General features: G+C 32.4%; 28 protein-coding genes and 1 pseudogene. 10 read left to right on the top strand and 19 right to left on the bottom strand.

Annotated elements, in window-relative coordinates; genetic code table 11:
* Positions 1-745 precede the first annotated feature (745 nt).
* The 5 genes from A9D35_RS15350 to A9D35_RS15330 all read right to left on the bottom strand — a co-directional run bounded on the left by A9D35_RS15350 (position 746) and on the right by A9D35_RS15330 (position 5,583).
* The gene (locus A9D35_RS15350; protein ID WP_066224604.1) at positions 746-1,120 is read right to left on the bottom strand and encodes a cupin domain-containing protein; all 375 of its coding nucleotides are present in this window, start codon (positions 1,118-1,120) and stop codon (positions 746-748) included.
* Positions 1,121-1,486: 366 nt separating this feature from the next.
* Complete coding sequence (locus tag A9D35_RS15345) at positions 1,487-3,439, bottom strand: alginate lyase family protein (RefSeq protein WP_369692181.1); 1,953 nt, start codon at positions 3,437-3,439, stop codon at positions 1,487-1,489.
* A 401-nt stretch (positions 3,440-3,840) separates the two neighbouring features.
* Positions 3,841-4,458 (bottom strand): hypothetical protein, encoded by a 618-nt coding sequence (locus A9D35_RS15340; RefSeq protein ID WP_066224600.1) that lies wholly within the window; start codon positions 4,456-4,458, stop codon positions 3,841-3,843.
* A 35-nt stretch (positions 4,459-4,493) separates the two neighbouring features.
* A complete protein-coding gene (locus tag A9D35_RS15335) occupies positions 4,494-4,928 on the bottom strand; it encodes a hypothetical protein (RefSeq protein ID WP_066224597.1) in 435 nt (144 codons plus the stop codon).
* Positions 4,929-5,223: 295 nt separating this feature from the next.
* The gene (locus A9D35_RS15330) at positions 5,224-5,583 is read right to left on the bottom strand and encodes a hypothetical protein (RefSeq protein ID WP_066224595.1); all 360 of its coding nucleotides are present in this window, start codon (positions 5,581-5,583) and stop codon (positions 5,224-5,226) included.
* Between the two features lie 288 nt (positions 5,584-5,871).
* On the opposite strand from A9D35_RS15330, the gene A9D35_RS15325 reads away from it, so the two are divergent.
* Positions 5,872-6,897: a LacI family DNA-binding transcriptional regulator gene (locus tag A9D35_RS15325; RefSeq protein ID WP_066224593.1), complete on the top strand. Its 1,026-nt coding sequence runs from the start codon at positions 5,872-5,874 to the stop codon at positions 6,895-6,897.
* 64 nt (positions 6,898-6,961) lie between these two features.
* Here the strand turns inward: A9D35_RS15325 and A9D35_RS15320 are convergent, their stop codons facing one another.
* The 5 genes from A9D35_RS15320 to A9D35_RS15300 all read right to left on the bottom strand — a co-directional run bounded on the left by A9D35_RS15320 (position 6,962) and on the right by A9D35_RS15300 (position 11,921).
* Positions 6,962-7,399 (bottom strand): universal stress protein, encoded by a 438-nt coding sequence (locus tag A9D35_RS15320; protein ID WP_066224590.1) that lies wholly within the window; start codon positions 7,397-7,399, stop codon positions 6,962-6,964.
* Between the two features lie 80 nt (positions 7,400-7,479).
* Positions 7,480-8,478 (bottom strand): phosphotransferase, encoded by a 999-nt coding sequence (locus A9D35_RS15315; RefSeq protein ID WP_066224587.1) that lies wholly within the window; start codon positions 8,476-8,478, stop codon positions 7,480-7,482.
* A gap of 73 nt (positions 8,479-8,551) precedes the next feature.
* Positions 8,552-10,909, bottom strand: a complete 2,358-nt coding sequence (locus A9D35_RS15310) for an outer membrane beta-barrel family protein (protein WP_066224584.1) — start codon at positions 10,907-10,909, stop codon at positions 8,552-8,554.
* Between the two features lie 155 nt (positions 10,910-11,064).
* Positions 11,065-11,658 (bottom strand): hypothetical protein, encoded by a 594-nt coding sequence (locus A9D35_RS15305; RefSeq protein ID WP_066224580.1) that lies wholly within the window; start codon positions 11,656-11,658, stop codon positions 11,065-11,067.
* A gap of 14 nt (positions 11,659-11,672) precedes the next feature.
* A complete protein-coding gene (locus tag A9D35_RS15300; protein WP_066224577.1) occupies positions 11,673-11,921 on the bottom strand; it encodes a hypothetical protein in 249 nt (82 codons plus the stop codon).
* 318 nt (positions 11,922-12,239) lie between these two features.
* On the opposite strand from A9D35_RS15300, the gene A9D35_RS15295 reads away from it, so the two are divergent.
* On the top strand, positions 12,240-12,776 hold the full coding sequence (locus tag A9D35_RS15295; protein WP_066224572.1) for a lipid-binding SYLF domain-containing protein: 537 nt from the start codon (positions 12,240-12,242) through the stop codon (positions 12,774-12,776).
* 62 nt (positions 12,777-12,838) lie between these two features.
* Here A9D35_RS15295 and A9D35_RS15290 read toward each other — a convergent pair whose 3' ends face one another.
* The 6 genes from A9D35_RS15290 to A9D35_RS15270 all read right to left on the bottom strand — a co-directional run bounded on the left by A9D35_RS15290 (position 12,839) and on the right by A9D35_RS15270 (position 16,316).
* Positions 12,839-13,393 carry a helix-turn-helix domain-containing protein gene (locus tag A9D35_RS15290; protein ID WP_066224569.1) on the bottom strand — a complete coding sequence of 185 codons (555 nt, stop codon included), beginning with the start codon at positions 13,391-13,393 and terminating at the stop codon, positions 12,839-12,841.
* A 131-nt stretch (positions 13,394-13,524) separates the two neighbouring features.
* A complete protein-coding gene (locus A9D35_RS15285; RefSeq protein ID WP_066224566.1) occupies positions 13,525-13,869 on the bottom strand; it encodes a hypothetical protein in 345 nt (114 codons plus the stop codon).
* Between the two features lie 156 nt (positions 13,870-14,025).
* A complete protein-coding gene (locus tag A9D35_RS18795; protein ID WP_162841022.1) occupies positions 14,026-14,199 on the bottom strand; it encodes a hypothetical protein in 174 nt (57 codons plus the stop codon).
* A gap of 25 nt (positions 14,200-14,224) precedes the next feature.
* A complete protein-coding gene (locus tag A9D35_RS15280; protein ID WP_066224562.1) occupies positions 14,225-14,389 on the bottom strand; it encodes a DUF1328 family protein in 165 nt (54 codons plus the stop codon).
* A 134-nt stretch (positions 14,390-14,523) separates the two neighbouring features.
* Entirely contained in the window at positions 14,524-15,198 is a 675-nt protein-coding gene (locus A9D35_RS15275; RefSeq protein ID WP_066224557.1) for an SOS response-associated peptidase family protein, read from the bottom strand.
* A gap of 80 nt (positions 15,199-15,278) precedes the next feature.
* Entirely contained in the window at positions 15,279-16,316 is a 1,038-nt protein-coding gene (locus A9D35_RS15270; RefSeq protein ID WP_066224553.1) for an AI-2E family transporter, read from the bottom strand.
* A gap of 372 nt (positions 16,317-16,688) precedes the next feature.
* Here A9D35_RS15270 and A9D35_RS15265 point away from each other — a divergent pair, with 372 nt between their 5' ends.
* Positions 16,689-16,877 (top strand): CsbD family protein, encoded by a 189-nt coding sequence (locus tag A9D35_RS15265; protein WP_066224549.1) that lies wholly within the window; start codon positions 16,689-16,691, stop codon positions 16,875-16,877.
* Between the two features lie 77 nt (positions 16,878-16,954).
* Here the strand turns inward: A9D35_RS15265 and A9D35_RS15260 are convergent, their stop codons facing one another.
* Entirely contained in the window at positions 16,955-17,866 is a 912-nt protein-coding gene (locus tag A9D35_RS15260; RefSeq protein WP_066224546.1) for a YihY/virulence factor BrkB family protein, read from the bottom strand.
* A 311-nt stretch (positions 17,867-18,177) separates the two neighbouring features.
* Here A9D35_RS15260 and A9D35_RS15255 point away from each other — a divergent pair, with 311 nt between their 5' ends.
* The 6 genes from A9D35_RS15255 to A9D35_RS15235 all read left to right on the top strand — a co-directional run bounded on the left by A9D35_RS15255 (position 18,178) and on the right by A9D35_RS15235 (position 23,452).
* The gene (locus tag A9D35_RS15255) at positions 18,178-18,474 is read left to right on the top strand and encodes an HPF/RaiA family ribosome-associated protein (RefSeq protein ID WP_066224544.1); all 297 of its coding nucleotides are present in this window, start codon (positions 18,178-18,180) and stop codon (positions 18,472-18,474) included.
* Positions 18,475-18,588: 114 nt separating this feature from the next.
* Positions 18,589-20,787, top strand: a complete 2,199-nt coding sequence (locus tag A9D35_RS19275; protein WP_066224540.1) for a PAS domain-containing protein — start codon at positions 18,589-18,591, stop codon at positions 20,785-20,787.
* The gene (locus A9D35_RS15245) at positions 20,781-21,416 is read left to right on the top strand and encodes a sensor histidine kinase (protein ID WP_369692207.1); all 636 of its coding nucleotides are present in this window, start codon (positions 20,781-20,783) and stop codon (positions 21,414-21,416) included. Before A9D35_RS19275 ends, A9D35_RS15245 begins: the two co-directional genes overlap by 7 nt.
* A 148-nt stretch (positions 21,417-21,564) precedes the next feature.
* Entirely contained in the window at positions 21,565-22,011 is a 447-nt protein-coding gene (locus tag A9D35_RS15240) for a response regulator (RefSeq protein WP_066226164.1), read from the top strand.
* A 219-nt stretch (positions 22,012-22,230) separates the two neighbouring features.
* The gene (locus A9D35_RS18720) at positions 22,231-22,368 is read left to right on the top strand and encodes a hypothetical protein (RefSeq protein WP_159427070.1); all 138 of its coding nucleotides are present in this window, start codon (positions 22,231-22,233) and stop codon (positions 22,366-22,368) included.
* Positions 22,369-22,429: 61 nt separating this feature from the next.
* A complete protein-coding gene (locus A9D35_RS15235; protein ID WP_066224534.1) occupies positions 22,430-23,452 on the top strand; it encodes a helix-turn-helix domain-containing protein in 1,023 nt (340 codons plus the stop codon).
* A 72-nt stretch (positions 23,453-23,524) separates the two neighbouring features.
* Here A9D35_RS15235 and rho read toward each other — a convergent pair.
* A pseudogene (gene rho / locus A9D35_RS15230) lies at positions 23,525-25,257 on the bottom strand (transcription termination factor Rho).
* Between the two features lie 200 nt (positions 25,258-25,457).
* Between rho and A9D35_RS15225 the strand changes: the two are divergent.
* Positions 25,458-25,868 carry a DUF4293 domain-containing protein gene (locus A9D35_RS15225; protein ID WP_066224532.1) on the top strand — a complete coding sequence of 137 codons (411 nt, stop codon included), beginning with the start codon at positions 25,458-25,460 and terminating at the stop codon, positions 25,866-25,868.
* Positions 25,869-25,979: 111 nt separating this feature from the next.
* Here A9D35_RS15225 and A9D35_RS15220 read toward each other — a convergent pair whose 3' ends face one another.
* Positions 25,980-26,471, bottom strand: coding sequence for a metallophosphoesterase family protein (locus A9D35_RS15220; protein WP_066224529.1), 492 nt, complete (start codon positions 26,469-26,471; stop codon positions 25,980-25,982).
* Between the last annotated feature and the right edge of the window lie 21 nt (positions 26,472-26,492).

Genomic DNA, 26,492 nt, shown 5'->3' with positions numbered 1-26,492 from the left:
ATCCAGTTTGGTTGACCAAATATATGCCAATTTCCTGTTAAAAAAAAATAATTGGATAAAAAAATATGCGTTTTAATGTTAATTATGAAAAATCTGCTCAATTAACAATTAATTTCACAATCTTTAAGCAATAAATTACTGAGTTATAAGCGGTTTACCATATTAGCCTCTCCGCAATTAAAACACCATATTTTCATTAAAAAACATAGAATTCCTCTAAAATAAACCCATATTTTAACTCTAAATTATCTTAATTATTTAACATCTTTTGGCGTCTTTTTATTAAAAAAAATATAAAACAATTTCCATATCATTTTTAAAATAAACTAAAAACTTTAACATAATTATTGAAAAAATAATATGCCATAAAATTAAATCTTCAGCATAGTATATTATTTTTTAATACTAAACTCAAAAATTTTATTTATTTATGGAAAATTGAGAGAAAAACAAGGTGATTTATTCACGTGGTTACACAAAAAAACACCACAATTTTACGCGAAAAATTAAAATAGATTTCAGTTAAATAAAGAGACCAAAAACAGACAAGCCTACCCCCCTGTTCAGCAATGTAAAAAACTAAACTTTACCATACACCGTATCTATTATAAACTAAAAAAACCGCCTAAAAAGACGGTTTTTATGTGTTATATTACCAACAAACAAAGATATCTTTGGCTTTGGTAACGTTATGCGTTTAAGTAACCAGAAGAAATAAATTCTTTCTAGTTAATATAATAAGGTTCTACTCTTTGTCTCCGAAATAAGATACTCCACCACCAGACAAGAAATCTTCTCTTACTGGGCTAAAGGTATCAATTAACATTCCTTCTTCTAAACAAACTGCACTATGTAATAAATTTGGCTCGATATAAACACCATCTCCTCCTTCAACGATTTGCTTTACGCCATCAATTTCAAATTCGAATTTACCTGAAACAACATAAGTTGCTTGGGTATGAAAATGTTGGTGAGGAGAACCTAATGCCCCTTTTTCAAATTTTACTTGTACCATCATAATTTGGTTATCGTAACCTAAGAATTTTCTTGACACTCCTCCACCAAGTTCTTCCCATTCCATGTCTTTTGTGATAACGTACTTTTGACTAAATCTTTCCATTTTGTTTAATTTTTATTTGATAATGTATAAGTCGTATTTAAACTATAAAATTAGAGAAATTAAAATTATAAACTCAATCTTAATCAATTTTATAGGTGTTTAAATGTTGCTCTTATTCTAATAGTTATTGTTTCTTGAAATAACAAACACCGTTCCAATTATAGGTTTTGCCATTAATATTTATATTATGTTTTTCTGTTTTAGCCGAATTTGAGTTCGACATTATAAAAACAAACGTGTCCCCGTTCTTCATTGTTATAGTGACTCCAGAATATGCTTCAGAACTTTCTAAAACACTTACGTTTTTGATACTTGAAAAAGCGTTATGCGCTAATTCACTAACAGTACTGTAGCTTCCATGTGTTTCTATGACCGAGGCAAATAAAGCTGCGTCTGTATTTTTCTAACAATTAATACCGGGTCTGGTCTTAAATTATATTCCGGATCGTTGGCACCTATACGACCAAAAATTAAATGATCTTTATCTGAAACCGTCGTAGTTATCGTATAAAAGGTATTATTATTCCTAAAGGTTAAGGCCGCATCTCCAGATGTTGAAGTACCCTCGCCTTCTTTCCATAAATGCTGATACCCGTGAGATTTACCTAAAGTATGCAAGGTTTCTTCTTTCTTATAATCAAAGTTAGTAGAAATCACTTGGCCTAAATAGTAAAACGGTAAATCGAATTGATGTTTTTTATCTGAATTCACCTGCATAAGATCCAGAACAACAGGTTGCTCAAAATCTGAATGATTCAACATCACCATGGTGCGCTGTAAAAGTGTACCTGGATATGCATTTTTTTCTTTTGCACTTACAATTTGGATGTCTGGATTTTCAACATTAAAAACATACATATCTGAATGATGCTTACTTCCTGTATCATAGTCGCCGTTAAAGTGCGAGGTTTCATCCTGAATAATTGTATTATGTGCGATAGTTTGCTTTGCCCAAGTTTTATTTTCCTTTAAATATCCTCCTCCATTTTTTTGTTCAATATTTACAAAACGAGCTAAACCATAATCTTGTAAAACTTCGTTTCCTTCATGAAATAAAGAATAGGATAATTTATCGTAATGCCCATGGCTTAATCCTTGAGCAGCATTTTTCATAACTAAAGTAAGTGCATCCTGTTTTGTTGAACGCAATATTCCAACCGCACCTTCATCGCCTTTAGCTCCATCTGTAAGTAAAATAGATTTTTTATCGAATGGTTTTGCTTTTCCATCTCGAATATCCATCGCTACAGCCAAACCTGTTTGATCTAATTGTACACGCCCTTGCTCTTTTGCTATCGATAATAATGCTGGATCTTTTTTACCATAAAAATAAGCAATATCTACTGCAGACACTAAAGAACCCGAGTAATAAGACATCCCTTTTTGCGAATCATTTAAGGCAAAAAAATCGCCATTCTTATCTGTTAAATTCAATAAAGCATCTACACCTTTTAATAACACGCCATTTTTATATTCAAATGGTTTTGTTTCTGGTCTTACATTTTGCAATGCTTCTGCAAAAATCATAAACGGATACATGGCGTAACGTTGGTAATAAGGACCTTCGGTATAATAACCGTCTGGAGAAAAAGGCTCTTCTAAATTAGCTAAAAAACCAGCTTTTTGTCCTTCTACAAAAATATCGCCACCATCGTTATCTTTACCGGCATCTAATTTTAAACCTTTAATTCCGTATAATGCTCTATCAATTAAAACATCATCATCCATAACTAACCCTATCATACCTACGGCAACATTACCCCAAGTACTATGGTTATGAATTCTGTTAAAAAACTGAGGTGTATCTATAGACAGAAAATCTGCCATAGGTTTAAACAATTCTTTTTCTAAATATTTAACTTCCTTTTTAGACAAGAAGGTGTAAATACAATCGTAAGCCTGGCTTGTATACACCAACCAGTTAGAATCGTTTAATGCTTGCCAAAATAATTTTCCTCTAGCATAAGAACGCTCTTGTGGATGTCTTGGCAAACCTTTATATATCTTAGCGTATTCATTTAACATATCACGTACATAAATAGCATATTTTTCGTCACCTAAAATTTGGTACAAAACACCAGCCTCTTGCATGGTAAGATAATTTAATTTATGTCTAGTATGGGTATACCCCCCAGCCATATCTTTAGGAATAGGAACATCTATTCCTTCAAGAATTTGAGCATCTACATCGGCCTTAACTTGAGCTAAAGTGGCATCAAACAAAGGCACTTTTCCTAATTGTGATTTGATATCCTTTACCCCTTGCTTGGTAAGAATTAAATTGGGGTGGTCTTGAGAAAATCCGTTCTGAACCAACATGACACAACAGATTAAAATGAATCTTTTTAAATATAACATATTTTTTATTTCGCTTTCTTTTTATGAAATCTAATAATTACGATTATTCTTATTTAAGCGTTTTCTACTATATTAATGTATAAATTTTGGTTTAACCTTATTTTTTTAACTTAAAAAGCATTCAAAAACACCATTAAATTGGTTTACCAAATTGGTTTACCAAAAATAGATAAAATTTTAGGATTAGAAAAATTATAAGGAAAATATTAACGAATTTCACAACAAAGCGAATTAAAAACACCTCCTAAATACTATTTCTATATAAAATGGAAATCACAAAATTACCGAGTCTATACTGCCTTTATAGACAACCTTTTTATCTAGAACACCTTATTATGGGCAAACCAAATTTATCTCCGGTTTCACTTATTATGACGTATATCGTATATGTTGTAATCTTGGATGTTTATATGTCCCTCAAAATCGTATAACTTTTCTGGTTCAGTTTCACCTGGGGTTCTAGCTTTACCTTGAAAAGTGATTTCTATTTCGTCTTCTGTTAATTTTTGAATAATAGCTTCCCCTGTATACAGAATTTTCACATCCTTATTTGTATTTGTTTCCGGAATATAAACCTGAATATGGGAACGTTTTCTTTCGGAAATTAATTGCTGATTCATTGGTAAGTTTACAGATTGAAATGTAAACGAATTTGGTATAGTGGTATACAAATCATCGCTTATAAAATTAAGCATGCATACATTTTTATTTTTATTCACTAACTTAATATTTAGTCCGGCATCCATAAACACCACATTTTCTTTAGTGCTAAGCTGCGTAAAATCTACTTTTTTCCCATTTAAAGAAACATCTACATTAAATATTGGTTGCTTTCTAGATGTATCTAACTCGTCATCTGCAATACCATGTGTAATATCAATATCTTTAATAAAGTCTATAACCTCTTTGTTCTCAGGTTTATCTTTACAGCCAAAACAAAGGCATAATATCAAAACTATAATGACATTTGCTAATTTCATTGTTGAATTATTTTAGGTTGAAAACACTAAGATAATTATTTACATTCGCCAGAAAACTTTACTTTAATCTTTTTTACAGAACCTTCTTCATAAAGTTCGCCTTCTCCTGTAAACGAATCATTCATTTTTTTCCAAGTCAAAACCCCAGGAGAGCTGTAATGCACCCCTTGGTCTTCAATAGATAATATAAGCTTTTTTCCATCCTGAAATCCAGAGATATTTATACCGTCACCGTTAGAATCTCCGACATCAAATTTATCAGATTTAAACTGAAAATAATCCTCATTAAAATAGGAACATTGAATCTCGACTTCGTAAGTTTTATCTCCTAAAGTTGCTTTAAAAATACTTTTATCTTTTACAGATTTTTCAGAAGTTACGGAATTGTTTTCAACTAGTTGTTTTTCTTTCTTTTCTTGACAACCTAGCGCTAATACCGCTAAAATGATAGTACATAGAATTGCTTTCATAATTATTATTTTATGTGTTAATGAATCAGTAAAATACAACTGCTATGTTATTGGGAATTACACTTATTGAAAGATGATAATTCATATAGCAAATTAACCTGAAGACCTATAAAATATGGATCGAAACAGCCAGACTACCTCTCAGTAATTGTATTAAAAATATTTGCTATTATATGTGCTCTTAGGGACAAGAGTCTTAGTGTTTTAATGTATCAGAATAAAACAATAACTAAGTTAACTAAAATTTTAACCAGAACAAAACAAACCCAACATTACCTAATTAAAAAACAATAAATTAATCTACAAACTCATCATCATCCTTAATTCTAAAGCAACGCTCTTCCCCAAGAAATAAAGGATCGCCAAATTCTTCTGACCAGAAACCATCCAAAATATCTTGATTTATCACTTTATATACCACAACGCCGTCAAATCTATCTCCCGATTCTCCTAAGTAATAAAAATTTATCACTAAAATATTATTTTTAAAAAAGCCTGCTCCAAACTGCTCCTGTTCATTGTTAATTAACCATTTTGCTTGTATTCTGTTATTAAGATCTAACGTCAAGTCAAGTATACCTTTATACATCACATCGCTATCGTTTTGATTGCTTCCAATTACAGTATACTGTCCTACTAAATCATCTACCTTCATGTATTCGCGGGTTTATTGAAGTAAAAATACAACAATGCTACTTTCAAAACATATTTCGAAAATAATTATATCGTAACACCCTAACCCACCGTAACTTAAAATGATAAAAAATTTTATAATAAAGACTATCCCAATATTATAAATTACTTGTAGACATTGCTAAAACGATAAATTTTTCATTAAAACTAGTAATCCCAAGCTATTAGAAAATAATTTGCCTAAATTGGTTAACCAAACAGCTCTTAGTATAATATTTTAATATTCCTGTACGTTAATACTTAAAAAATTATGAAAGAAAAAGCGACTATTTACGATATTGCCAAAAGGTTAAACATCTCTGCAGCAACCGTTTCTAGAGCCCTAAACGACCATTCTAAAACCAGTGAGAAAACAAAAAAACTCGTTTTAAAAACAGCTGAAGAATTAGGCTACGAACAAAACAGGTTAGCCCTAGCTCTAAAAAGTGGTAAAAGCAAAAATATAGGTGTTATAGTTCCGCGTATAGACAGTAATTTTTTTGGTTCTATAATACGTGGAATAGAAGAAGAATTACAACAAAAAGGCTACCATGTTATGATCTGCCAAACACATGAAAAAGAAGAAAAACAAATTGAAAATATTAATGCCCTTTTAAATGCTCAAGTTGACGGCATTTTACTTTCGGTGACAAAAAATACCGAAGACACATCTATATTTGACCGCGTTTTACAAAAACATACTCCCCTTATATTTTTTGATAGAAAAATTGAAATAAAAGGTGTTAGTTCTGTAACTATAGACGATTTTAAAGGTGGCTATATAGCGACTGAACATTTAATAAAACAAGGATGTAAGCACGTTGCCCACTTAACCGCTTTAGGCTATCAATCTGTTAATATATACCAAGGACGATTAGAAGGATACAAACAAGCTTTAAAAGATTATGATATTCCATTTAATGAAGACCTTGTAATTCCTGTAAAAAATGATTTAGAAGGTGGAAAATTGGCAATAGAAACCCTTTTAAAATTAAAACAGCAACCCGATGCCATATTTTCATCGAGCGATTTTATGCTTCTGGGAGGTATTCAAGAATTAAAATTAAGAGGCATAAATGTCCCTAACGACATGGCCGTTGTAGGCTTTAGCAACGAACCTTTTACTAAGTTTTTAGAAACACCTATTTCTTCTGTAGATCAATGTCCGTTAGAAATTGGCAAGTATGCCGCTCAAGTGTTTTTAGAGCAACTGGACGACCCTAAAACAATAAAGATTGAAAAAAATCTAATCCTGCCACCAGAACTTATTATTCGTCAATCTTCATTAAAAAACTAGAATTGATTGATCTGTTTTCTATAAGGCAATAACCGTAAATTACGCATGTAATTGTAAGAATCAACTAGCGGTCTAAAGGCACCAAAAGCACAGGGATTTTAGATTTTGCAATAATTTGTTCAGAGGTACTTCCTATAAATGCTTTATAAAAGAATCCATGATCATTATGCCCCGTGATAATTAAATCGGCATTTAATTTTTCTGCTTCCTTCATAATCATTTCAATAGTAGCTCCATCCACTAATAAAGCATCTGTTTCTACACCGCGTTCATTTAAGGTTCTAGAAAAATCTTGAAGTATACGATGTTCGTTACGCAGCTCTTCGGCCCTGCTATCTCTTATATATTGTGGCCCTACACTATACCCAACAAAATCTGGATCTGGCGCTGCAATATGCATAATCCAAACTTTCGAATTAAATACAGATGCAAATTGATAGGCCTTATCTAATAAAATCTGTTCTTTCCCATCAAAATCGATTGTGACTAAAATGTTTTTCATGATTTTCAGATTTAGTGATTACATATTTACTTTCTCTAAGATACAAAATCTACGACTAAATTCTAAATCTTAACAAGGGTTTAACCACAACTATCTAAGATGTTTTCTTGATTATACGCATTCCATGAATGCATGCGCCCCACATACATTTTTAAATAATTTTCTGAAAGAAAAATGTTAGACCAATCGAAACGTTCACATTGAATGCCTAAATAAAAAATATAAACCGCAAGCCCAGCTTTTGGGAGTAAATCTAACTCGACCTGCCTTAATGTTAAAACACTATTATATCCTTCTAAGAATTTATTTCTCTTCAGTTCATAATTGGACTTATCCATTTCTATATGAAACAATTGTTTACAGAAATACCCTATATCGAATATAAACCAGCCATTGCCACAAAAATCAAAATCAAAGAGTGTAATATCATTTGTGTTCTTTACACTCATATTATCGTACCAAATATCTAAATGCACCACACCCTTTCTTAAAGTTTCTTCGTTTATAGCATTAAAGGTTTTCGATATTTCATCGATTTGTGTTTTAATAAATTGCATCTCGTCTAGAGCCTCATTAAAATATGACTTAGCTTTTCTATATGGTGCCTTCAGTAGAGTTTCGGCATTATAAACCTTACGTTGTAATGATTTATTTTGTGTAGATTTATGAAACTTCGCCATTAATTGCCCGATTGAAAAACAGGTTTTCTCATCTAAGAACCTCATTTTATCGCCTTCCGCAAACGAAAAAAGGACTCCATACCGTAAGCCTTCTGGCGCTTGAATATCTTGGATAAATTCACCCTCTTTATCCTTTAACGGATAGGATACACTTACGGCTTTTTTCTCAAGGCCTGTTAACAACCGTAGCTCTTCAATAATTTCTAATTTTGTTCGCCATTTGTAACAGTAAATACGAAACACATATTTACAATTAAAGTCACTTACCATATAGGTATGATTCATTCCTGTTCTAAACAAAGTACAGGATGCAGATTGACTGAAGCCATACGTTTCTATTAGAAACGCACCTATAGCTGAGGCCGAAATAGTGGATGTTATTACAGGAAATACTGTCATTTCTTTATAGAAAAATTAAAAGAATTTATGAATAGGATTGTATTCCTGTGTCGGAAACATTTACTAACACTTATTATCGTCTTCCTGAATAGGTCATAGCTTCTCCTCTACCAAAACCATAACTAAAGCCAAGCGTAAAGAAACGACCTCTAAAATTTCGGTTATAATTATAGTTATTTTCATTTAGAATGGTAGACTGATAAATTCGAGATTCAAAAACATCTTTCACTGCAAAATTTACAACTACTTTTCCTTTTAATATTTTTTTACGTAAACCAATATCGGCAAAAGCAAAACCTTCGCTTTCGCCTTGTACCGTTTGATAATCGGATTCGTACTGCCCAGTAATTTCTAAATCAAAATCGGCAGGTAATCCTATTTTAGACGTTATGCGTCCGCTCCATTTATTCCCTGTAAAATCGAAAGATTGGTCTTCAAAATCTCCTTCACGTTCAAAATAATTGAAATTAAAATCACCATTAAAAGACAACCAATTTAAAGGAGCATATTTACCGTTAAACTCAAAACCTACAGCACCATTTGTTCCTACATTTATAGGCGTGGTTACGGTAACATTATCTTGAAAAACAGACACACGCTCTACAACATCTGTAGTGTACAGATAAAACACACTAGAATTAAGTGTTGCTTTCCCTAGTTTTAATATTCCTGTAAGCTCGTAAGAATTGGTGTATTCTGGTTGTAAGTTTGGATTTCCTACACGGATATTATAATTGTTTTTAATATTGAAAAACGGATTTAAATCCCATAAACGAGGTCTAAAAATTCGTTTAGAATACCCCGCTTGTATTGAAAAATCGTCGTTAAATTTATAGGAACTGTGAACGGTTGGAAAAAAATCGGTGTATTTCTGGTTGTTTTCTTCGTCGGTATTAGTTAATAATGTGTGTAGGTTTGTATCCTCTATACGAAGTCCCATTTTTACACCCCATTTGTCTGCTTCATAAGACCCCGTTCCATAAAAGCCGAGCACTTTCTGGTTGTATTCAAAATTATTGGTTAGGTTAGGATTTACTATCCACTCTCCCGATTCTAATTCACGAACTTCATAATCATTACCAACGTCATTTATTAAGTATTGCACACCTGTTTCTATCGTAAACGTTTCCGAAATAGGATTTGTATAATCTAACTTAAAGGTATAATCTGCTTGCTGAAATGTGGTTTCTGTTTGCTGATCTACATTTACAATATCGCCATAAGTGGTTGTATTTGTAAATTCAGATTCTTGATCTTTTCCGAAGAAACTTCCTAAAGCACTAAACAGCAAGGTATGCTCCTCGTTATTTTTGAATTCCTTTTTATAATTCAATTCATATTGCCATTTCGGGTTTGTAGCATCGGTAGCCTCTTCCCGGTACCACTGAGATTCTAGTACAGAACCTTGATACGAACTAAAATCTGTACGCGACGGTTGATCTTCAATTTCGTAAGCAAAATTTCCTGAAAGCGTTAAAACATTTAAATCGTTTATATGATAATCTGTTCCTAAAGTAATGTTGAAAAAGGTTTCATTTCTATATTCCGTTCCTTCACTTGTTACGGTAGATTCTGTTTCAAAATTTGTATTTTCTGAAGTGTTTTCTCTAGGCAAAGAGCGATATCCTCCTCCAAACTGGGTGAATAAGTTAAATTTTTCGGTTCTTCTATTTAAACTCACTCCAATACTATGGTTATCTGGAATTCCTGTATTAAGCGAAATGGAACCATTTAATCCTTTTTTCTCTTCTTTTTTAAGAATTATATTTAAAATTCCCGCTGTTCCTTCTGCGTCATATTTGGCAGATGGATTGGTTATAACTTCTATACGTTCAATCATATCTGAAGTAATAGTACCTAAAGCATTACTACTTTCGTCTGCCAATACCGAAGGTTTACCATCTATTAAAATTTGAACACCACTATTTCCTCTTAAACTTACTTGGCCTTCTATATTAACATTTACAGACGGAACATTATTTAAAACTTCTAATGCACTCGCACCGGTATTCGCGATATCCTGCCCCACATTAAATATTTTTCGATCGAGTTTAAATTGGGTTGAAGACACTTCGGCACGAACAACTACCTCGTCTAAAGCTTGGGCATCTTGTTCCATATACAAGGTTCCCAAATCGATATTAGACGAATTAAAATCGATACTATTAAAAGTCAAGGTTTTAAAACCTATAAAACTAATTTTTAAATACACCGCTTTAGAATCGGTTTCTATGTTAAACGCACCGTCTTCGTTGGTGGTCGTTCCCGTTATAGGTTGATTAGATTGAGAGTCTACAATTACAACGGTAGCGTAAGGCACTGCCAAATTAGACCCTTTTTCTACAACAACACCTTTAATGGAAATTTCCTGTGCTTGAATATGTATAACAAGACCTAAAAAAAATATGATAAAAAAGAACAACTGCCTCATAAAAAATTAATGTTTCAAAAATTTAGAATTTGTAAAAATAAGAACTAAAAACAGAAAAACATCAACTTATAAAATCTTAACATATTAAATTATGGGTCAAAATCTCAAATTTCCATCAAAACCTGATCTTCGGTCTATTAATAAAAGGGAAAGGATTACTTATACTCTTTAAATACTTCAGATTCCATACCTTTTCCAAAATTACGTAAGCCATTCATAGCTTGTTTCATGGTTATGGGTATGTATTCGCAGTCAGAAACCAGCATATACCTTACTTCTCCCGCATCCATTTTAGGGGCATCGGGAACATAAATAGAAAAAAAATTAGGCTGACTGTTATCGGTAATAAAAGCAATTCTAAACGCATTGTCCTCTTTCAACAATATGGGTTGCCAAAAATTTTGTTTTTTATAATCGGCTTCTTCAATAAAGCGATATTTCATCATTTGAAATGACGGAAAATGATAAAATAAAGTGGCTTCATATTTATTACTCCACTGCTTTAAAAATCCGTTCACTACAAAATAGCCACAAACCAAACTTATAATAAAAAGTATTAAACAGCTGACTAAAATTACGGCTGCGGGACCTAAAAAGGAAGTTAAATGAAACTTTTCTGTTAAGGTATGCCCTAAAGGCATTAAAATACCCAAGGCTTTACCAAATAGAACAATAATAATGAGGATAGGAACAACAACAAAAAGTGTTCCTGTAACGACGTACCTAAAAATAGATTTATATTTTATCATAGAAATTAGCGGTTCTATTTAAGATACAATTCGCTAAAATACTTCATATGGCTTCCTGGAAGCACCATTTTCCAAATATCCTTTTTAGCAATAATCTTTTTATCAGACAACCTTTTACCATCGATATAAGGACGATAGAAAAACACATATAGAGTAATTAAAAGCAGACTAAATCTACTTGAAATTAGATCTGTACTATTCATCCAAAACACCAATGCAAGGGGCCCAAGAATACAGAGATAGTAAATGACTATATTTTTCATGTTCTTTTGTTTTAGCTTTATAAAACCTTAGTAAGTTACAAAATCGCACTACAATTTCCTAGTGTCTTACTAAAACAACTCAGCAAAAATCTAATACAATATACTGTTGGAAATATTATCTCTTTATCATTTTAAACGCTTTTAAACAACGAATTGCTATGGTTCTAAATTGTTAACCTTAGACTATAAAGCAGTTAAAACTATTGTGTTTCAATTTAGACTTAAGCTTTTAAATTAATCATCTTATCGTTTAAGTTAATTTGTTTACGAAAAAAATCGTAAATTAATTTCATAAATAATTTTAACTAAAAAATCATTATGAAAGTATTAAAGAATGTATTCGTTTTTTTAGTGGTTTGCAGCATGTCTTTTGCTGTAAATGCACAAAGTGAAAAAGATAAAAAGATTATTAAAGAATCTGATGAAGCAGTAAAAACACTTTTAAGTGTGAATCCAGGTTTAAAAACCTTTTTTGACAAATCTGCTGGATGTGCCGTTTTTCCAAATGTTGGTAAAGGAGGCTTTATTGTTGGTGGTGCTTCCGGAAATGGCGTATTATATGAGTACGGAAAGAAAAAAGGAATGGCTAGTTTAAAAGAGCTAAATGTAGGATTACAAGCTGGAGGACAAGCCTTAATTGAAGTCATCTTTTTTGAAAAGAAAGAAGATGTAGACAAGTTTAAAGAAGGTAAATTTGAATTTGACGCAGGAGTATCTGCGGTAGCATTAAAATCTGGAGAAAGCTTAGATGCTAAGTATAAAGATGGCGTTGCTGTATTTACACACTCTAAAGCTGGGCTTATGGCTGAAGCTTCTGTAGGAGGTCAGAAATTTAAGTTTAAGCCATTTAAATAATTGCCCGAATAATATAAAAAAGGTCCTAGATTAATGTTTAGGACCTTTTTTTATGTCAAAAATTAAGTACGTGACTTGCGCTTGGCCATAATTTTCTGAAAATTAGATGGCGTTAAACCCGTTATTTTCTTGAATTGTGCCGATAAATGAGCAACACTGCTATACTGTAAACGATGTGCAATTTCGGTTAAAGTTAAACTCTCGTTTTGCGACATTAATTCCTTGGCGTAATCTATCTTTTTTAGTATCACAAAATTTTCTATAGAGGTATAGGTGATTTCAGAAAACACTGTCGATAGATAATTGTATGAATAATTTAACTTTTTGCTAAGTAAGGTCGAGGTGTTAAAGGTTTGGTTTTCGTCGGCATTAAAAATCATTTCCGAAATTACATCTTTAATTCTCTGCACTAATACATCCTTTTCATCCTGAATAATCTGAATCCCATAAAAAGCTAAGCCTTTAATTAACGCTTCTTTTTTATCTGAATTTAAAGTTTTCGAAAACTCAATTTCCCCAATTCCATTTAATGTATAGGGAATATCGAGAGCTTCCAATTGTGCTTCTAAAACACGTTTACAAACCACTTGGTAATCAAATTTTACAAATAATTTCATAACGATACTTACGTTTGGTCGGAGCAATATTACCAATTAAACCTGAAAATTAAAGATAATAAATCGTTTCTTTTTTAAGCATAAAAAAACCTGCTCAAGGCAGGTTATATTTATAAGGTTATACGAAATCACTAAGAATTTAAAATATTTCCACTTTCGGAAACATTCGATTCTGGTATGGCCTTAAAAAATTCGGCCACCTCTAAATCGGCTGTTGGTCCGTAAGCTGTTAAAAACGTACCTTTAGATCCCGATGTTGTTTCTATAACATAAAGTATAGACATGTCTGACGGGTTACTCATACCCTCATAGCGATGCTCAGCTACAACTTTAACATCTTCTGGCGTAAAGGTTTCTTTTGTCTCTAAATCGACTAAACGTCCGTCTACAACTTGGTAATTGGCCGTATAGCCTATTTTTTCATATTTTTTTATAAAGTCGCTTTCATGCTTAGCGAATTCGTCTGAAATTATCATAATTTACTTTTTTTTAGATTGAAATATAGGTTAAAACGCATCTTCCATTAAAATAAAAGTCAGTTATTTAGTGTACAAAAAAAGGGCATATTCCAACAGAACATGCCCTAATCTTATTAAGATAATTAATAGAATAGTATGTGTATTATAACACGACTAATCTACGGCATCTTCAATATCGTCTGCAACATCTTTTACCCCGTCGCTAACATCGTCTGCAACATCTTCAATTTTTTCACCTGCAGTTTTTTGATCTCTACAACTAGTAAATGTTGATAATGATGCTACCATGGTAAAAGCTACTAAAAATACATAAGCTGATCTTCTCATTTTAATGGTTTTTTAAGGTTAATTGTTATTTTATAGGATTTCTTCCTGTAAACAATGAAATTACAAAAAGAATAATAAATATAAAGAATAATATTTTAGCAATTCCGGCTGCTCCTGCAGCGATTCCTCCAAATCCAAAAATGGCGGCAATAATAGCTAAAATTACAAAAGTGATTGTCCAACGTAACATAATATATGGTTTTTAATGGTTAATATTTTACGAGAAATAGGTTTAACTATTTCCTTAAAGTAAAGGTACTGCTATACTAAACCACAGATTAACTGTATCACTTTTAAACTTAACCCAATAAAAATCATGACTAATTACACGGCATTTTCTAGACCTAACTCTGCTTCTAGATCATTAATATCGTTATTCAACACATGTATAGAGGAGATAGGCACGCGATTTAACATGTAGCTATGAGGTTTTTTCAGAAGCTCTAATGCATTTAAAGTGTCGCAATTACTGTTCAACCAGTCCTGCTGTAAATCGGGGTTTAAAATCAGGGGTTGAAACTTGGCCGTTGATTTTTTTGAAGGCCCAACCAATAAGGAAACAGTATAAAATCCATCTTCTAATTGATTATATATACCCGCAATACAAAAAGGTTTGGAACGGGGTCGAGAAACATAGTAAGACTTTAGTTCTCCTTCATCATTTACATCTTCTATAAACCCAGTAACGGGAATTAAACAACGTTTAACCTGACTATTTCTGTAAAACATCAAATGATTTTTTAAGGCATCACAGGTAATATTTAACGTGTTCTTTGTATGTTGATAGGGTTTCCAATCGCCCGTAAAGTAAGTTGGCAACATACCCCAAATGGCAAACTTTATATACGTGGTATCTTCTGCTGTTAAAATAGGTAACACGTGTTCTTCTGTACCATTTATTATATATTTTGGTTTATAGATATTAGGAAATTTGAACACCGCAGAAACTGTCTGTTCAATAGTTTGACGATCTGCTATATTCGATAATTTATAAAACATAATTATTTTTTTTCAAATTATAAACAAACTTAAGCGGAATGACTTTCATTCATAGTTAGTTTATGCAGACTTAAGCGCGTTTACAAACGCATCTCCTCCGATTTCCCCACCTCTTTACCATATTTATCTTTATAAATCCTTAAGATTAAAAGAAACAAACTAATAAGCAATGGCCCAAAAACCAAGCCTATAAAACCAAATAACGGCACACCTACAATAACACCTATTAGGGTAATTAACGGATGCACATCATCTAGCCGTTTTAAAATAAAAAGGCGTAATAGGTTGTCTGTAGAACCTATTACCACAAGACCATAAATTAAAATCCCCCATGCTTGTGTTGTTTCACCATTTATAAGCGATAATATAAAAACAGGTAGTGTCCCTATTAAAGTTCCCACAAATGGAATCATGGAACCTACAAAAACAACAATAGACCAAAAAAATGGGTCGGCTATTTTAAAAATTAAAAAGCCAATTAATGCCACAATTCCCTGTGCAAATGCAACTAATGGAATCCCAATAGCATTAGATTTCACCATCATTAAACTTTCTCTACCAATGATGTGTAAATCGTCATTATTAATCGGAATATAATCTAACAAGGCTTTTTGTAAAGCCTCTCTATTACTCAACATAAAGTATAATAACATATACATGATGGCAATAGAAATAAACACATTAAAAGTACCACCTAATAAATTTGGCACATTCTCCGACAACCAAGTTGAAACAGAAGACGCATCGATTTTTGAGGTGAATTGATACCCTAAATCATGCTCCCAAGTAGAGATAATACCTTTGATGTCCTTAATTATTACTTCCGACTTCCCAATAGCTTTTTCTACTCGACTTCCTAGTAATAATGCCGTAGCCGCAAAAGGAATAAGAATCCCAATAAACGAAGCCAATAACAATACTGTCGTGGCCACACTTGCCTTCCAACCACGTTTTAGCAAAAAATCTAATGGTTTTTGCAACAAAACCGAAAATGTGATGGCTCCTAAAATTCCAGATAAATATGGAATGAGTTCCTTAAATATTATAATACCAAATAAAAGAATAAGTAACAATACAAAAACTTGTCTTATAATATTAGGAGAGATTCTTTTTTGCATAAAATGATTGGCGAATTGATTAATATTATGTTAAAGTAATTAAAATTTATGATATTCTAATCTTAAAATATGTCGATTAAAAGTATCTCAAATATCGCCATTTAAGCCCTGGTTTATTAATGCAAATCCAAAATAAATTAGCTTTAACAGCGCGTTAATTAAAGTTAAAAAATATTTCATTGTTGAATAAAACTATAATTTTAAATAGCAGAAAATCATTAAAAAAGACAAGAGGCCTGAAAAGCTTGATAACAAACTTGAAAAAATAATGAATAACAGATGAATCAAGTTAAAAATTAAATCGAATCAGGCAATTAGACTTTTAAGTAATAAATACATTTACAACATTATTAACAATAAATATTTAATATCATGAACAGAGATCAAATAGAAGGAAAATGGAAACAAATCAAAGGGCAGTTAAAGCAAAAATATGGCGAACTAACCGATGATGATTTAACATATTCTGAAGGAAAATTCGATGAAATGGTTGGAAGAGTTCAGGAAAAAACTGGAAAAACCAAAGAAGAACTTCAAGACGAAATTGACAGCTGGCTATAAGGCTTAGCAAAGGGGATTTAATTAATTACATTGAAAACCTCCCACTTTAAAACCGAGTTTTAAAGTGGAAGGTTTTTTTATGATTTATCTGACTTTAAAACGGCGTAATCTGTTGGTTTTATATCTGCCGTATAATACTTAGCATACACCCAGGTAAATTGAGCACCGAAGAATAAAATAAGACAAGAATACGACACCCACAAAAGAATTAAAATTACGGTTCCTGCCGCCCCATATGTAGAACCAGGATCTGCTTTTGTAAAATATAAGCTCAGTAAAGTTTGTCCGATAACAAATAGCAGAGCCGTTACAAACCCTCCTGCCCAAACACTTTTCCAAGAAATTTTAGCATCGGGTAAATACTTAAACATAAGCGCAAATAAAGACGTTATAATACTTAAAGAAATACACACATCTAGAACATAAGCGGTATACAATACAATTTCTGGAAACATACTTTTTATATAGCCATTGAAAATAGAAATACCTGCAGAAATTATAAAACTAATTAGCAATAAAAACCCTACTACCAAAATAAATGCAAACCCACGAGCGCGACTAATAATTACACGTTTTATATTCGAGCTCGGATTTGATTCGATATTCCAAATTTCGTTTAAGGATAGTTGTAATTGATAAAACACTCCAGTGGCACCAAAGAGTAACGTACCAATACCAATTATGGTAGACATTAAATTTCTATCGGAGTTTTGGGTTTCCGATATCATGGTTTCAATAGACTCGGCAACTTCAACTCCTAAAACATTAGTAAACTGATGCGTTAATTCACCTTTAACAATTTCGGCTCCCCAAACTGCTCCAATAACGTTTATAATAATGACTAATAACGCAGGCATAGATAAAATGGCGTAATAGGCTATAATAGCGCTTAATCGCCAGGGATCTGAATCCATCCATCTTAAAAAGGTTTCTTTGAATAATGTCGGGATATCCTTCAGTTTAAATTTCTTATTTGGTTGTTCTTCCATATAATAGCAATGCTTCTTTTACAACATAAAGTTACATATTAATATGAAACTCAAATCATTTCTACAAAGTAATTCAAAATTAGTTTTAACATAATTTTACGATTTGAGCGCACTTAAAATTCATTTAAGTCAATACCATTTCAGCTTTACACCTAAATTTGAAACCAAGCGTAAACCTTACATTTTTAAGAAAAAAAACGTCTTACTTACTAAAATTCACCTAATAATTATCCGTTTTTTCGCTTCACCAAAGCACTCTCAAAACAGTATACAGTTTACGGTCAATCTAATAAATAAAAAACAAAATGATCATGGACCTGCTATTTGAATACGTGAACATACCCAAAAACAACTATTTTGAATATTTAGTAAAAGAGAAATTAAATCCTTTATCTAAAAAGTATCCCCATGTAAAAAATGCAACCGTATTTTTTAAAGTCGATAATTTAGATCACGAACCAGATAATATTTGCAAAATAAAACTCAACACTTCTAATTCTAGCATCTGTGTTGATGCTCACGAAGAATCTATAGAACAAGCCATACAAAAAACATCTTCTGCTTTAGAAGAACGTTTAAAAAACAATATGGATAATTCTACAACTTAAAATTAAAAACAATAAAATTTATTACCTTGAACCTCGAATTAACCTAAAAAAACCTTCAACTCTAATTTTGAAGGTTTTTAAATTTAACCGCTTCAAAAGTTGTAGTACTAGCTCATGAAAACACAACAAAACACCCTACTTACAAACTCAGCTATTGGTAAAGATTTAATATCGAAAGATTGGACGAATTCAGGGTTGGGAAACATAAACAACTGGCCTCAAAATTTAATTTTCGCTTTAAATTTAATATTACAAAGTAAGCAACCACAATGTGTATGTTGGGGATCGCAGTTATTTTGCTTCTATAACCAAGCTTTTAAAGACACTTTTTTTTACCCAGACCATACTCCAATCCACCAAGGCACGCCTCTAGAGTCTATTAATACTGAAGTATTAAACAGTTTAAAACACAGTTTCAAGAAGACCCATCAAACTGGTGTCGCTGAAGAATTGGAACCTTTAGCTTTTCAAAATAAAACAAAAAACAAAAGCTACTTTTCCTTTAATTTCACCCCATTATCGGCAACCGAAAAAGCGGCAGAGGGTGTCTTGGTAAGTTGTGTTGACGAGACTAGCCAAATTAAAGCGAATAAAAAATTATCTAAGTTAACATCTCGGTTTATAAACATTGTTAAACAAGCCCCTATTGGTGTTTTAATTATTAACACGAAAACAAAAACGGTAGATACGGTAAACCGAAAATACAAGGAAATATTTGATGAGAATCACATCGTTTCTCTTGGAGACGCTTTAATTGACGCCTTACCCAAAACACCTTTCAATCTTCACAATGAAATTTTAAAAACGCTAGAAACCGGTAAAAGTTTTCAGCTTTCCGAAATCCCTCTTACCAATACAGGCCACACAAAACCTCGATATTTTAATTTTTTAGGTGAAGTATTAAAAGATGAAAACGAAGCAATTTCTGGCTTCATACTAGCAACAACAGAGGTTACAGATTCTGTACGTGCTAAGCAATACGTGCTAAAAAGCGAAAATAAATTTAAGAATGTAATTTTACATAGTCCCATTCCTATCGCCGTATTTCAAGGCGAAAACCATGTAATAAAAATAGCTAACGACACCATGCTAAATGACATTTGGAGAAAGGACTTTAACGACTGTTTTAACAAACCCTTACTAGACGTTTTCCCCGAACTGAAACAACAAAAATTCCCTGATTTATTAGATAAGGTGTTTAGAACAGGTATTTCGCATAGCGAAAAAGAAGCTTTAGCAACAATTGATGGTAACGATGGTGTAAAAGATTTTTATTTCGACTACGATTATTCTCCTATTTTTGAAACCGACCATAGTGTGTCGGGGCTTATAATTACCGCCGTAGACGTTACAGAAAAAGTTACAACTAGAAAACAAATTGAAAAAACAGAAACGCGCTTGCGTATTGCTACAGAAGCCGCCGAACTTGCCACTTGGGAACTCGATTTAAACAACGAACACATTACTTACAGTAAACGTTTACCAGCCATTCTTGGCTACCCAGAAGATGCTGTTTTAAGTCATGAATTCATAAAAAATCGTACCGTAAAAGAAGATCTAGACAACATATTACGTCCTGCTTTCGAGCGTGCCTTGCAAACAGGATCTTATTTTTACGAAGTCCGTACCCAAAAAAAAGACGATACTATTATATGGATTCGCACTCAGGGTAAAGTTTTTTACAATGAAGACGGCACTCCTATAAAAGTATTTGGTACTTTAAGAGAAATTACTGAAGAAAAACGAAGTCAAGAACAACTTATAGAAAACGAACAAAAGTTTAAACTCCTAGCCGATTCTATGCCACAAAAAATTTGGACGGCAAATACAAAAGGTGAATTAGACTATTATAACCATACGGTTTACGAATACACCGGACATACACCAGAAACTCTAAACCCTTCAAACTGGATAAGTATTGTACACCCAGATGATAAGGAAGAAAACATAAAACTCTGGCAACAATCTATTGAAACGGGACAAGACTTTTTAATGGAACACCGGTTTTTAAGACATGATGGTGAGTACAGATGGCAATTAAGTCGTGCAATTCCACAACGAGACAACGAAGGCAATATTCAACGTTGGGTGGGTACAAGTACAGATATTCAAGACCATAAAATGTTTTTGCAAGAATTAGAACGTCAGGTTAAAGACCGAACCAAACTTTTGGCCGAAGCCAATGCTAAACTTGAAAATTCTGTAGAAGAGCTTCAACGTATGAACGAGGAACTTCAGTCATTCGCTTATATTTCAAGTCACGATTTACAAGAACCACTGCGTAAGATTCAAATTTTTCGTCTCGTATTTTAGACCTCGAAAAAGATAATTTATCCGAACAAGGGAAAGAATATTTTAATAGAATGCAAAATTCTGCACACAGAATGCAAGTGTTAATTAAAGATTTACTCACCTATTCTAGAACCAATACTTCGACCAGAACATTCGAAAAAACAGATTTAAACGACATTCTAGACGAAGTTAAAATTGATTTAAAAGAATTAATTAAAGAACGCCATGTTACTATAGAAGTTGGTAATTTATGTACGGCTTATATTATTCCTTTTCAGTTTATTCAACTTATGAATAACCTTATAAATAACGCCATAAAATTTGCTCGAGAAGGTGTGCCACCGGTTATAAAAATAGATAGTGTTATAGATAAAGGGTCTCATTTTAATTTAGAGCAACTTACTGCCGATGGCGAATATTGCCATATTAAAATAGCTGACAATGGTATTGGTTTCTCCCCAGAATACAGCGAGAAAATATTCGAAGTTTTTGAACGTTTACACACGAGAACCGCTTACGAGGGTACCGGAATTGGTTTAGCTATAGTAAAGAAAATTGTAGAAAACCACGACGGATTTATTTTTGCAGATGCCGAAGAAAACAATGGGGTAACCTTTAATATTTATATTCCGACTCATATCCCAAATTAAGGTGTAATATTTTTTTGACTTTGAATCTATTTTATTTGTAAATTTAGACCTCGAATTACCCCTATTTTTGATTAATACGAATTTAACTAAATGCGATTTATAACAGCCTTATTACCATAGTACTGTTATGAAATCTAGAAGTGTTTCTATGAACATACAAAAATTAAAAGTCGCCCTGGTAGACGACGATGAAGATGATAGGTTTCTATTTCAAGAAGCAATAAGCCAAATTCATATTAAAACAGAATTATCAACCTTTGATAATGGTCAGAAATTTATGGATTATTTATTGGCACCAAATTCTAAATTACCTCAAGTTGTTTTTTTAGATTTAAATATGCCTGTAAAGAATGGTTTAGAGTGCTTACAAGAAATACGTACCACACCAAACCTTAAAGATTTATCGGTTGCGATATATTCGACCTCCTCGTCGGAACATGATATAGACGAAACCTTTGTAAATGGCGCTAACATTTATATAAATAAGCCTAACGATTTTTCTAAATTAAAAACGGTTATAGAAAAGGTGCTGCAAATAAATTGGCAGTACAACACATCTAATCTTAATAAGGAGAATTTTATAATGCGACTATAGCCACATTTACAATCTTAGCTTAAAAAGCATCTAAACTGTTAAAACAATTAACACTTTAGATGCTTTTTTATTTTAAAATAACACATGTAAATACCTTATAATGAGACAGTTACTCTAAAAACATTAAAATTATATAACACAATCTGTAAATTATGTAAGACGAACGGTCTACTATTTTCCGAATTTTGAAGTATCAATAACCAGAAAACTGAAATAAATATGAAACCGACTTCAAATCAATATGCACGTGTAGGACAAATTAGGAAGCCGTCTTACTTTAAAGCTTTCAATTTAAATGGCATGATAAACAGAATAGATTCTAGTTCTAAAATAATACCTGAACTTAAAACAAAATAAAATTTAAAATACGAGTAACCAGCAAAATATTTCACCATTTACTAACGCAATTCAAAATCTCATGAAAACCATACATATAAAATCGACATCGGCACATAAAATGATAACAGATTTACAACAGCATTTAGGAGGAGAGATATCTTCTGTAAATCAAGAATCTGTTTTAACCTTAAATAATGATTTAGCAGTAGGTACAATTAGTGGTATAAGCGTGAAAAAAAGTATAACCTATATTGCTTTTAATGTCGTGTTTAACCAGGATCTTACTTTGGTAAATACCATACTAAAATCGTCTCCTATATACTTTACTTATTGTTCTGAAGGGCATGTAGAACACAGTTTTTCTGTAGAAGGAAAAACGAACACCTTAGATGCTTTTCAAACTGCTATTATTCGTAGTGCAGAAACCGTAAACAATGTATATCATTTTAAAAAAGATATCCCGTTTAATTTCTCGACTATTGTTGTAAGTACAGACGATGTTTCTTTAGAAAAGAACGAACTGAATGCTAAATTGAATCAAATTTTTAGTACTCCAAACCCAGGTGAACATTTTGCCTATTTTGGATCTTATAACTTAAAAATTTCAGAAAAAATTAAACAATTAGAAGCCATTAATCAATTAGGTGTGGTTAGACGTTTACTAATAGAAAGTACGGTTCAAACTATTCTAGCTTTAGAAATTCAACAACATACAGACGATTTAGAGCATGCTAATAACCAATTTGGTTCGTTGAATAAAGATGAAATGGAAATGATAAAAGATCTTTCAACCTTTATTACAAACTACCCAGAAAAACAATACACTTTAAAATATTTAAGTTCAAAATCGGGGTTATCGCCTTCAAAATTACAAGAAGGTTTCAAATTATTACACGATAGAACGGTAACCGATTTTATTAGAAATGTACGTGTAGAAACTGCCGAGAATCTTATAAAAACAACCGATTTAAATATTTCTGAAATTGTCTACACTGTAGGCTTAACAAGTAGAAGTTATTTTTCTAAAATTTTCAAAGAAAAATATAACTGTAGTCCAAAACAATACCAGGACAACCAAAATACGTTAGCTGCTACAGCATAACCCATATATGGAAAAAGGCCCATCTTTTAAACGAGATGGGCCTTTTTTGTGTATTTAAATTTAAGTTTTTAATTAACTATTCATAGAAATTAAAAACTCTTCGTTATTTCTTGTTTGCTTAAACCTTTCGTTTATAAACTCCATGGCTTCAACAGGATTCATATCGGCAAGATATTTACGCATAATCCACATACGTTGTATGGTTGTATCGTCCAATAATAAATCATCACGACGCGTACTTGATGAGATTAAATCGATAGCAGGGAAAATTCTTCGGTTAGAAATACGTCTGTCTAATTGTAATTCCATGTTACCCGTTCCTTTAAATTCTTCGAAAATAACTTCGTCCATTTTAGAACCTGTATCTGTAAGTGCTGTAGCGATTATAGACAGAGATCCACCATTTTCAATATTACGAGCGGCACCAAAGAAACGTTTTGGTTTATGTAAAGCATTAGCATCTACACCTCCACTTAATATTTTACCAGAAGCCGGTTGAACCGTGTTATAAGCTCTTGCTAAACGCGTAATCGAATCTAATAAAATAACCACATCATGGCCACATTCTACTAAACGTTTTGCTTTTTCTAAAACAATATTAGCAATTTTTACGTGCTCGTGAGCTTCTTTATCAAAAGTAGAAGCTACTACCTCTCCACGAACGTGACGTTGCATATCGGTAACTTCTTCTGGACGTTCATCAATTAATAAAATAATTTGATAAACTTCTGGGTGGTTTGCAGCAATAGCATTAGCAATGTCTTTTAACAACATTGTTTTACCTGTTTTAGGTTGCGACACAATCATACCACGTTGTCCTTTACCAATAGGGCAAAATAAATCCATGATACGAGTTGAAATCGTGCTTTGCTTTTCTGCTAAAATGAATTTCTCTTTGGGAATAATGGTGTTAAATGCTCGAAAGACACGCGATCTCTTACAACTTGAGGATCTAAACCATTAATTTTATTTACTTTAATTAACGGAAAATACTTCTCGCCTTCTTTTGGCGGACGCACATTTCCTAAAACCGTATCTCCAGTCTTTAAACCGAATAAACGAATTTGAGATTGAGATACGTAAATATCATCTGGAGACGATAAATAATTATAATCAGACGATCTTAAAAAACCGTATCCGTCTTGCATAATATCTAAAACTCCTTCACTTTCAATAATAGCATCGAACTCATATTCTGGTTCTCTGTAACGGTTTCTGTTATCTTTGTTTCCGTTATTAGAATTATGCTGATTCCCGTTAGTATTATTGGCTTTATGATTTTGTCTTTGGTTGCCTGAATCTTTTTTCTGATTCGGATTTTCTCGTTTAGGACGATTAGATTGACTCTCCCGCTTAGGGGCATTAGAAGCCTTATCGTCTTTACTCGTGGCAGCCGATTTTTCTGTCTTAGCCTGTGCTGCTTTTGCAGACGCAGGTCTAGGATTAGGTTTATGTTTTGGTTGCGGTGTTTTTGCCGGAGTCGCTTTTTCAGCTTTAGGGTCTTCCTTTTCTTCAGCAACCACAGGCGCTGATTCCGATTTTACATTAGGTTTTACCGCCTTTGCAGGAACACGTTTTTTTACACGTTCGCGCTTTGGTTTTGGTGTATTATCTTCTGTGGGAGTAGCAACTGCTGTATCTGTTTTAGCTTCAATAACCGCTTTCGGGTTTGCTGCTTGATGATCTAATACTTGATAAACTAGATCTAATTTTTTAAGAGTACGAAACTTAGGGATGTTTAATTTTTTGGCAATATCCTGTAACTCAGGAAGCTTCATTTCTTTTAATTGAGTGATTTCAAACATTGATGTTCAATTGAATATTTGAGTTAGAATTTAAATATTGAATTATTCTGAAGAAAATATAATCTTATTCTGAAGAATTAACGACCTAAAACCGTGGAGGTTGTACGTTGTTAATGCAATTATACGACTTTTATTTTAATTTTTTATACAAATGTTCTCAAAGAAACTACTATTTTTGCTGTCAAGATTAAATAGTACAAATGATACAACGCATACAAACCATTTACCTTCTTTTAGCCGCAATCGTATCTTGCGGACTTATTTTTGTGTTCAATTTATGGACAAATCAAGAAGGGGTTTTAATTTATGCCGAAGATGTTTACAGCGCTTTTGGCTTATTTCTGGCGTCTGGGCTATTATCTATAATCACCATTTTTTTGTATTCAAACAGGAAGCTTCAATTTGTTTTGGGCCGACTTAACATCATATTAAACTTTATTTTACTAGGATTTTTCGTTTATCAGTCTCTAAATGTATCTGGAGAAACGCAAGTTTCTGAGAAAGGTATTGGGATGTTCCTTCCTATAATTTCTATCGTATTATTAGTGTTAGCTAATAAAGCCATTAAAAAGGATGAGGATCTTGTAAAATCTGTAGACAGGTTACGTTAAAAAACCTTTTATCTTAGTAGTATTAGTGCGTGTAAAAACCCGAAGGTTGTGCTTCGGGTTTTATTTTTTCTTGACGTTATGTTTTAGGCTAGTTACCTATTACTGAAAATACTACTTTTTAAACTCGATCACTTCCAAATCTTTAATATCGGTACCATCAATAGTAAAACGCAACATGGTTCTCACTTTGTGAAATCCGTATTTCCCAACAGCACCTGGATTCATATGTAGCAGGTTTAATTTTTTATCGGGCATCACCTTCAAAATATGCGAATGTCCGCAGATAAATAATTTTGGCGGATTGGCATTAATTTCTTCTTTTATCAAGACATTATACCGATTAGGGTAACCTCCTATATGGGTAATCCATACATCGACACCTTCGCACATAAATCTATTATTTTCAGGAAATTCTTGACGTACTTTAGCGTCATCAATATTACCATAAACAGCGCGTAGAGGCTTTAAGGCTTTAATAGCATCTGTAACTTTTAAATCGCCAATATCGCCGGCATGCCAAACCTCATCGGCTTGCTTTACATACTTTAAAATATCGTCGTCTATATAGCTATGGGTATCAGAAAGTAAAAGGATTTTTGTCATTAAGAGAATATTGTGAGTTCA

Origin of the sequence: Formosa haliotis (genome assembly GCF_001685485.1) — a bacterium.
GTDB lineage: Bacteria > Bacteroidota > Bacteroidia > Flavobacteriales > Flavobacteriaceae > Formosa > Formosa haliotis.
The sequence above is the reverse complement of the archived record's forward strand: the minus strand, read 5'-3'. Positions and strand labels throughout refer to the sequence as shown.

What these genes read in the sequence shown, in the direction of transcription:
- A9D35_RS15310 (WP_066224584.1), bottom strand. Translation starts at nt 10,909, where the DNA reads ATGAGGCAGTTGTTCTTTTTTATCATATTTTTTTTAGGTCTTGTTATA.
- A9D35_RS15335 (WP_066224597.1), bottom strand. Translation starts at nt 4,928, where the DNA reads ATGAAAGCAATTCTATGTACTATCATTTTAGCGGTATTAGCGCTAGGT.
- A9D35_RS19275 (WP_066224540.1), top strand. Translation starts at nt 18,589, where the DNA reads ATGAAAACACAACAAAACACCCTACTTACAAACTCAGCTATTGGTAAA.
- A9D35_RS15295 (WP_066224572.1), top strand. Translation starts at nt 12,240, where the DNA reads ATGAAAGTATTAAAGAATGTATTCGTTTTTTTAGTGGTTTGCAGCATG.
- A9D35_RS15225 (WP_066224532.1), top strand. Translation starts at nt 25,458, where the DNA reads ATGATACAACGCATACAAACCATTTACCTTCTTTTAGCCGCAATCGTA.
- A9D35_RS15235 (WP_066224534.1), top strand. Translation starts at nt 22,430, where the DNA reads ATGAAAACCATACATATAAAATCGACATCGGCACATAAAATGATAACA.
- A9D35_RS15300 (WP_066224577.1), bottom strand. Translation starts at nt 11,921, where the DNA reads ATGAAAAATATAGTCATTTACTATCTCTGTATTCTTGGGCCCCTTGCA.
- A9D35_RS15350 (WP_066224604.1), bottom strand. Translation starts at nt 1,120, where the DNA reads ATGGAAAGATTTAGTCAAAAGTACGTTATCACAAAAGACATGGAATGG.
- A9D35_RS15275 (WP_066224557.1), bottom strand. Translation starts at nt 15,198, where the DNA reads ATGTTTTATAAATTATCGAATATAGCAGATCGTCAAACTATTGAACAG.
- A9D35_RS15320 (WP_066224590.1), bottom strand. Translation starts at nt 7,399, where the DNA reads ATGAAAAACATTTTAGTCACAATCGATTTTGATGGGAAAGAACAGATT.
- A9D35_RS18720 (WP_159427070.1), top strand. Translation starts at nt 22,231, where the DNA reads ATGAAACCGACTTCAAATCAATATGCACGTGTAGGACAAATTAGGAAG.
- A9D35_RS15270 (WP_066224553.1), bottom strand. Translation starts at nt 16,316, where the DNA reads ATGCAAAAAAGAATCTCTCCTAATATTATAAGACAAGTTTTTGTATTG.
- A9D35_RS15265 (WP_066224549.1), top strand. Translation starts at nt 16,689, where the DNA reads ATGAACAGAGATCAAATAGAAGGAAAATGGAAACAAATCAAAGGGCAG.
- A9D35_RS18795 (WP_162841022.1), bottom strand. Translation starts at nt 14,199, where the DNA reads ATGAGAAGATCAGCTTATGTATTTTTAGTAGCTTTTACCATGGTAGCA.
- A9D35_RS15255 (WP_066224544.1), top strand. Translation starts at nt 18,178, where the DNA reads ATGGACCTGCTATTTGAATACGTGAACATACCCAAAAACAACTATTTT.
- A9D35_RS15260 (WP_066224546.1), bottom strand. Translation starts at nt 17,866, where the DNA reads ATGGAAGAACAACCAAATAAGAAATTTAAACTGAAGGATATCCCGACA.
- A9D35_RS15290 (WP_066224569.1), bottom strand. Translation starts at nt 13,393, where the DNA reads ATGAAATTATTTGTAAAATTTGATTACCAAGTGGTTTGTAAACGTGTT.
- A9D35_RS15240 (WP_066226164.1), top strand. Translation starts at nt 21,565, where the DNA reads ATGAACATACAAAAATTAAAAGTCGCCCTGGTAGACGACGATGAAGAT.
- A9D35_RS15345 (WP_369692181.1), bottom strand. Translation starts at nt 3,439, where the DNA reads ATGTTGGTTCAGAACGGATTTTCTCAAGACCACCCCAATTTAATTCTT.
- A9D35_RS15315 (WP_066224587.1), bottom strand. Translation starts at nt 8,478, where the DNA reads ATGACAGTATTTCCTGTAATAACATCCACTATTTCGGCCTCAGCTATA.
- A9D35_RS15280 (WP_066224562.1), bottom strand. Translation starts at nt 14,389, where the DNA reads ATGTTACGTTGGACAATCACTTTTGTAATTTTAGCTATTATTGCCGCC.
- A9D35_RS15220 (WP_066224529.1), bottom strand. Translation starts at nt 26,471, where the DNA reads ATGACAAAAATCCTTTTACTTTCTGATACCCATAGCTATATAGACGAC.
- A9D35_RS15330 (WP_066224595.1), bottom strand. Translation starts at nt 5,583, where the DNA reads ATGAAGGTAGATGATTTAGTAGGACAGTATACTGTAATTGGAAGCAAT.
- A9D35_RS15285 (WP_066224566.1), bottom strand. Translation starts at nt 13,869, where the DNA reads ATGATAATTTCAGACGAATTCGCTAAGCATGAAAGCGACTTTATAAAA.
- A9D35_RS15325 (WP_066224593.1), top strand. Translation starts at nt 5,872, where the DNA reads ATGAAAGAAAAAGCGACTATTTACGATATTGCCAAAAGGTTAAACATC.
- A9D35_RS15305 (WP_066224580.1), bottom strand. Translation starts at nt 11,658, where the DNA reads ATGATAAAATATAAATCTATTTTTAGGTACGTCGTTACAGGAACACTT.
- A9D35_RS15340 (WP_066224600.1), bottom strand. Translation starts at nt 4,458, where the DNA reads ATGAAATTAGCAAATGTCATTATAGTTTTGATATTATGCCTTTGTTTT.